Annotated in this window: 6 protein-coding genes; 5 read left to right on the top strand and 1 reads right to left on the bottom strand. The window is 65.0% G+C overall.

The window, feature by feature from the left end; all coding sequences use genetic code 11:
• From JHD62_RS15200 to JHD62_RS15180, 5 genes are all read left to right on the top strand, one after another.
• Nucleotides 1-919 (top strand): precorrin-8X methylmutase (locus JHD62_RS15200; protein ID WP_199103641.1); only part of this gene is annotated, 919 nt, incomplete at its 5' end.
• The gene (gene cbiD / locus JHD62_RS15195; RefSeq protein WP_199103640.1) at nucleotides 916-2,070 is read left to right on the top strand and encodes a cobalt-precorrin-5B (C(1))-methyltransferase CbiD; all 1,155 of its coding nucleotides are present in this window, start codon (nucleotides 916-918) and stop codon (nucleotides 2,068-2,070) included. The genes JHD62_RS15200 and cbiD, both read left to right, overlap by 4 nt.
• Nucleotides 2,063-2,794, top strand: a complete 732-nt coding sequence (gene cobI, locus JHD62_RS15190; RefSeq protein ID WP_199103639.1) for a precorrin-2 C(20)-methyltransferase — start codon at nucleotides 2,063-2,065, stop codon at nucleotides 2,792-2,794. The genes cbiD and cobI overlap by 8 nt, the downstream gene beginning before the upstream one ends.
• On the top strand, nucleotides 2,791-3,630 hold the full coding sequence (gene cobM, locus JHD62_RS15185) for a precorrin-4 C(11)-methyltransferase (protein WP_199103638.1): 840 nt from the start codon (nucleotides 2,791-2,793) through the stop codon (nucleotides 3,628-3,630). Before cobI ends, cobM begins: the two co-directional genes overlap by 4 nt.
• Entirely contained in the window at nucleotides 3,627-4,391 is a 765-nt protein-coding gene (locus JHD62_RS15180) for a cobalamin biosynthesis protein (protein WP_199103637.1), read from the top strand. The genes cobM and JHD62_RS15180 overlap by 4 nt, the downstream gene beginning before the upstream one ends.
• Nucleotides 4,392-4,565: 174 nt before the next feature.
• Here JHD62_RS15180 and JHD62_RS15175 read toward each other — a convergent pair whose 3' ends face one another.
• Nucleotides 4,566-5,249 (bottom strand): hypothetical protein, encoded by a 684-nt coding sequence (locus tag JHD62_RS15175; protein WP_199103636.1) that lies wholly within the window; start codon nucleotides 5,247-5,249, stop codon nucleotides 4,566-4,568.
• Nucleotides 5,250-6,000 lie beyond the last annotated feature (751 nt).

Genomic DNA, 6,000 nt, shown 5'->3' with positions numbered 1-6,000 from the left:
CGATCTGGCCGCGCGCTGCCCGGATATCGAAGTGCTGGCTGCGCCTTATCTGGGCGTGCACGAACATGTGGCCGAGGTGTTTCTGGAGCGGGCGCAGGAAGGCGTGGAAGGCCGCGCCAGCATGAACTGTTCATTGTGCAAATACCGGGTGCAGATCATCGGCTTCGAACAGCAAGTGGGCACGCCGCAACAAGGCCATCACGGCAAGGTGCGCGGCCTGCTGGCCAAGGACAACACCCCTGCCGCCGCGCCCGCCTGGCCGCCCTATGTGCCGCACCCCATCGAGGCGGAAAGCATGCGCATCATCCGCGAGGGGCGCGACTGGTCGGCCTTCCCGGCAGAACAGCACACCGCGCTGCACCGGCTGGTGCACACCACCGGCGACTTCAGCAGCGTGGACGAGCTGTTTTTCTCGCCCGGCGCAGCCGCCATCGGCATGCGCGCCCTGCTGCGCTGCCGCCGCATCGTCACCGATGTCACCATGGTGGAAACCGGCCTCAAGCGCGCGGTACTGCAACAGCTGGAAGTGGAAACCTGGTGCGGCGTGCACGACCCGGAAACCTATCTGCTGGCCGAGGCCCACGGTCTCACCCGCTCTGCTGCCGGCATCCGCCGCGCCTGGGAAAAGTTTGGCAATGATGTGATTGTCGCCATTGGTGACGCCCCCACTGCCATCATGGAACTGGTGCGGCTGGTGCGGGAGCACGGCTGGCGGCCGCAACTGGTCGTCGGCCTGCCGGTGGGCTTTGTCGGCACCCGCGAATGCAAGGACGCCTTGCGCGGCCTGCTGCAAGTGCCACGCATCACCAATAGCGGCACCCGTGGCGGCTCGCCGTGGGCGGCCACCGTCGTCAATGCGCTGATGATTGACGCCATCGGCCACGTGTACCAGCAGCAACAGGCAGCACAAGACGCATGACCCACGAACGGCGCGTCCCCTACGACCTGACGGTGCCGGCCCCCAACGGCCTGCGCCGCGGTCGCACCACCGGCAGCTGTGCCACGGCGGCAGTGAAAGCCGCGCTGGCCTGCCTGCTGGACGGGGTGCGCGCCAGCGAAGTGGACATCAGCCTGCCCGACCCGGACTACTACCTCACCGTGCCGATACAGGCGGTGGACCTGCTGGATGAACACACTGCGCGCGCCGAAGTGCTGAAAGACGGTGGCGACGACCCGGACAACACCCACGGTGCCACCATCTTTGCCGAGGTAAGGCGCAATGGCAGCGGCCAGCTGCGTTTTATCGCTGCCGAAGGCGTGGGCACGGTCACCCTGCCCGGCCTGCGCATTCCTCCGGGCGAACCGGCCATCAACCCGGTCCCGCGCCAGATGATGCAGTGGGCGGTGGCCGAGGTGCTGGCTGGCCGGGCCGACCCCGGTTTTGACCTGGCCATCGGTTGTGTGGAAGGCGGGCGCATTGCCAAGCGCACCTTCAACCCCATGCTGGGCATCGTCGGCGGCATTTCCATCCTGGGTACCAGCGGCATCGTCGAGCCGATGTCGCTGGCCGCGTGGATGGCTTCCATCGAGGTGTATATCCGCGTGGCGCTGGGCGATCTGCCTGCCGCCATCGCCTTCACCCCCGGCAAGATAGGCCGTGGCTACGCCGCCGACGTACTGGGCCTGCCGAAAAAACAGGTGGTGCAGATTGCCAACTTTGTCGGCAGCTCGCTGGAACAGGCCGAGGCCATCTTGCAGGAACAAGGCCGCGTGCTGGACACGCTGTGGGTGCTGGGCCACCCCGGCAAGCTGGCCAAGCTGCTGGACCCCACGGTATGGGACACCCACTCCGGCAAAAGCGGCATGGCCATGGGCGATGTGGCGCAACTGGCAGCGGAGCTGGGCCTGAGCATGGAGCTGGTACAGGCCATCCGCCAGGCCAATACGGTGGAAAACATCGTGCAGATATTGCAAGGCCATCCGCAGGCACAAGCCTTCTGGATGGAGATAGAACAGCGGGTATCCACCCGCATGCACAGCCGACTGCCCAGCGCCCGCCGCGTGGCAGTGCGGCTGTTCAGCATGGACGGCACGCCACTGGGCGCAGCCGCCGGAGACACACATGAGTGAACTGGGACATTTCATTGGCGTGGGCGTAGGCCCGGGCCAGGCCGGGCTGATACCGGTGGCTGCGCTGCAGGCCCTGCAGCAGGCCGACATCATCTACCTGCCGCGCGCGCGCGGCAGCGAGCAATCGGTGGCACAGCAATGCCTGGCCGGCCTGCCCGTCGACGCCAGCAAATTCCGTGACGTGGAATTCATCATGGACCCGGACCGCAGCCTGCTGGCCGACCACTACGCCGCACTGGCAGCCAGCGTGGCCGCCGAACTGGAGCAAGGCCGCAACGTCGCCTATCTCACCATCGGCGACAGCATGACCTACTCCACCTACGGTTATTTGCTGGCGGCGCTGCGCGAACGCCTGCCCGGCCTGGCCCACACCACCTTCCCCGGCGTCACCAGCTTTGCCGCCACCGCCTCGGCGCTGTCCTGGCCGCTGGGCGAAGGCAAGGAACGCATGCTGATTCTGCCCTGCCCGGACGATATGGCCGCGCTGGAAGCAGACATCGCCAGCCACGACATCGTGGTGCTGATGAAAATCGGCCAGCGCCTGCCGGACGTGCTGGCCCTGCTGGCGCGGCTGGGCATTGCCCGGCATTGCGCCTTCGCCCGCCGCATCGGCCTGACCGATGAAATCCTGTGTCCGGATGTCAGCCAGCTGGACGCCTCGGCCAGCGGTTATCTGGCCACCATGCTGATCCGCCGTCAGGCGAGAGAGAAACGTCATTCATGAAAGTCTATTTCATTGGTGCAGGCCCCGGTGCCGCCGACCTGATCACCCTGCGCGGCGCGCGCCTGTTGGGTAGCTGTGGCATGGTGCTGTACGCCGGTTCGCTGGTGCCCACCGACATGCTGCAGCATTGCAGTGCAGGTGCCGAAATCCTCGACACCGCCGAACTGTCGCTGGACCAGCAGGAAGACTGCTACCGCCGCGCGCAGGCCGCCAATATCGACGTGGCGCGGCTGCACTCCGGCGACCCGGCCATTTACGGCGCCACCGCCGAACAAATGCGCCGGCTGGAAGCACTGGGTATTGAATATGAAATCGTCCCCGGCGTGTCCTCCTTCACCGCTGCCGCAGCCGCACTGGGCAGCGAACTGACCCGCCCGGCCATCTCGCAGTCCATCATCCTCACCCGCGTCTCCGGCCGTGCCAGCGCAGTGCCGGAGCTGGAATCCATCGCCCGCTTTGCCGAACACCAGGCCACCATGTGCATCTTCCTGTCCGGCCAGCGGCTGAAATACACCGTGGCCGACCTGCTGCTGCACTACCCGCCGGATACCCCGGTGGCACTGGTGCGCCGCGCCAGCTGGCCGGACCAGTCCATCCACCGCAGCACGCTGGGCAAGCTGCTGGAACAGGTAAAACAGAAAGACTGGCTGCTCACCACCCTGCTGCTGGTGGGTGCGGCACTGTCGCGCGAAGGCGGGGTGGAATCCAGCCTGTACGCCGCTGGCTTCACTCATATTTTCCGCGATGGCACCGACCGCAAAACCCCGCGTCCGAGCAAGCGCAAGCCGGAACTGGCGGCACAATCGGAACAGGACCCGGAGCAGCAAGCCTCGTGAGCCACACCGCCATCTGGACCGTGCGCGAAGCCGCCCTGCCGCTGGCGCGGCAACTGGCCCGCGCGCTGGACGCCACCGTCTACCAACCCTGGCAGCAGCCGGATGACAACGCGCGCCAGCAGTTTGCCGCCGTCTTCCACCAGCACCGCCAATGGATATTGCTGATGGCCAGCGGCATTGCCGTGCGCTATCTGGATGGCCTGCCACAAAGCAAACTTACCGACCCGGCAGTGGTGGTGCTGGACGAAGCCGCGCGCTTTGCCATTCCACTGCTGTCCGGCCACGAAGGCGGTGCCAATGCGCTGGCCTACCAGATTGCCCGCCTCACTGCTGCCACTCCGGCCATCACCACCGCAACGGAAGCACTCAAACCGCTGACGCTGGGCATAGGCTGCCGCCGCGGTAAAAGCGCCGACGCCATCGAACAGGCTGTGTTGCAAGCGCTGGCCGGACGCAGTCTCAGCGAAGTGCGCGAAGTGGCCACCATCGATCTGAAGGCCGATGAAGCAGGCCTGCTGGAATTCTGCGCCCGTCACGACCTGCCCTTGCGCGTCATCGCCCGCGCCGACGTCGCCGCCCGTGGCTGGACCGGCCAGCCCTCCGCCTGGGTACAGCAGAATGTGGGCGTGGACGGAGTGTGCGAGCCCTGCGCCTTGATTGCCAGCCCACGCGGGCGGTTGCTGGTGCCGAAGATGGCGCGTGAAGGGGTGACGGTGGCGGTGGTGGAGGATGGGTTTGCTGATTTTGGCGTCGTTGAATAAGGAGTTTTGTATCCGCTAAGGGCCGCTCGTGATGCATAAGGGCAAGAATCCGCTCACGCGGATAGTGATTTACATGCCGCTTCCGCGCGGCGGACGGGAAGGAGGGCTTGCCTGGCCAAGCCCTCCTTCACCTCCAAGGCCACCCCGGCAAGCATGGCCTGCGGCTGCCCGGTTTCAGCTCGGCTTTGGTGCGCTGCCTTCCGCAGCCTCCGTCCGCCACGCCTGTTTGTTTAGTCGCTTGGCTAGTAGCTCATGGCACGCCACTGCCAGCCGCAGTAATTCCGAATTACTGCTGGCCAGCCCGTCCGGTGCGGCAATGTATTGTGTCAGTGCCTGCAAGGGCGTGGCCTGACTGTTGAGCGTCACCAAACGGCCATGGGCATGGCGACTGGCGTGATTGGGGGTGAAGTGCAGTGTCAGCAGCCAATGGCCGTACTGCCAGCCCGGTCCTTGCTCCATCACTGTGCGTAATACCGCATGGCTGATTTGTTGTCCGGCTTCGGCTGCCATGGCCAGAGCCTGGTCGTGGCGTGGTGCGTTGCTTGGGCTTTGGTGCAGGGCGGGGAGGATTTGGCGGTTCAGCCAGTGGCGAAGGCGTTGTGCAGCTGGGCGTCTGCATTGGCGCAGTGCGTGTTGCAGGGTGTTTTCCGGCCAGTAGTGATGTTGGCTGTCGTGGTATGGGTGCTGGCAGCTGGGGTGTTGTTGGAGGGTTTGTTGCAGGCGCTGGCGCAAGCGTGGGCCCAACAGTTGCAGGATGTCGTCACCGTGGAAACAGCAGCTGTGGGGGTGGAGGTGCAGGCGGATGGGTTTGCCGAGGTAGAACAGGGTAAGAGGTGGCGGGGATTGGGGGGTAGTCATGATTCAGGCTCCAGTTGTGTCAGAAGCTGCATCGCCAACGTCGCCAAACGCGGGTGGCAGGCCAAAGCAGGGTTGGCGAACCGGAACTGGAACCGGCAGACCGCATAGGTCTCCCCACCTGGCCCGCCATAAACCATACGGACACAAGCTAAAGAAGCCGCGCAGTGCGGCTTCTCATGCCAGTTACAAGACAGGTCGCCAAACCTGATTGCGCTTGTAAACGCAACGGGATAAGGCTAATCAGCGTTGTTGGCAGCGGCAAGGTTAGAGGGGCGTGGAAACACTGGCAAGAGGTGCAGGTAAGGGGTTTGAATCCGCTACGCGGATGATGGTTTACCTGCCGCTTCCGCGCGGCGGACGGGAAAGAGGGCTTGCCTGGCCAAGCCCTCCTTCACCTCCAAGGCCACCCCGGCAAGCATGGCCTGCGGCTGCCCGACAGGGCCCGACCGGTGCGAGGCGCGCCTGGACTCGCGATTTGCTAACGTCAAATCGCTCAGACATTGCAGGCGCTTAACACCTCGCCCCGGCCACCCGTCGGCATGCTTGACGGGGCCCATGGGTCGCGCTGGTGCGGTGCTTGTTTGGTAAGAACACTGGTCGAAGCTGCCATGGTCTTGGCTAGGCGAGGCCCACGAAGTTAAACACAGCGGCGCAGGACCACAGTCCAGCACTGCCAGTAATAAATGCAGGATTTACATCAGCAATGCACACCACGCATTGCCCAGACAAACTTTTGGCAGGCCCCGCCTGC

The sequence above is a fragment of the Aquitalea sp. ASV11 genome (assembly GCF_016429185.1).
GTDB classification, from domain to species: Bacteria; Pseudomonadota; Gammaproteobacteria; order Burkholderiales; family Chromobacteriaceae; genus Aquitalea; species Aquitalea pelogenes.
Note: the sequence above shows the minus strand (reverse complement) of the source record. Positions and strands in the feature narration are given on the sequence as shown.

What these genes read in the sequence shown, in the direction of transcription:
- cbiD (WP_199103640.1), top strand. Translation starts at nt 916, where the DNA reads ATGACCCACGAACGGCGCGTCCCCTACGACCTGACGGTGCCGGCCCCC.
- cobI (WP_199103639.1), top strand. Translation starts at nt 2,063, where the DNA reads ATGAGTGAACTGGGACATTTCATTGGCGTGGGCGTAGGCCCGGGCCAG.
- cobM (WP_199103638.1), top strand. Translation starts at nt 2,791, where the DNA reads ATGAAAGTCTATTTCATTGGTGCAGGCCCCGGTGCCGCCGACCTGATC.
- JHD62_RS15175 (WP_199103636.1), bottom strand. Translation starts at nt 5,249, where the DNA reads ATGACTACCCCCCAATCCCCGCCACCTCTTACCCTGTTCTACCTCGGC.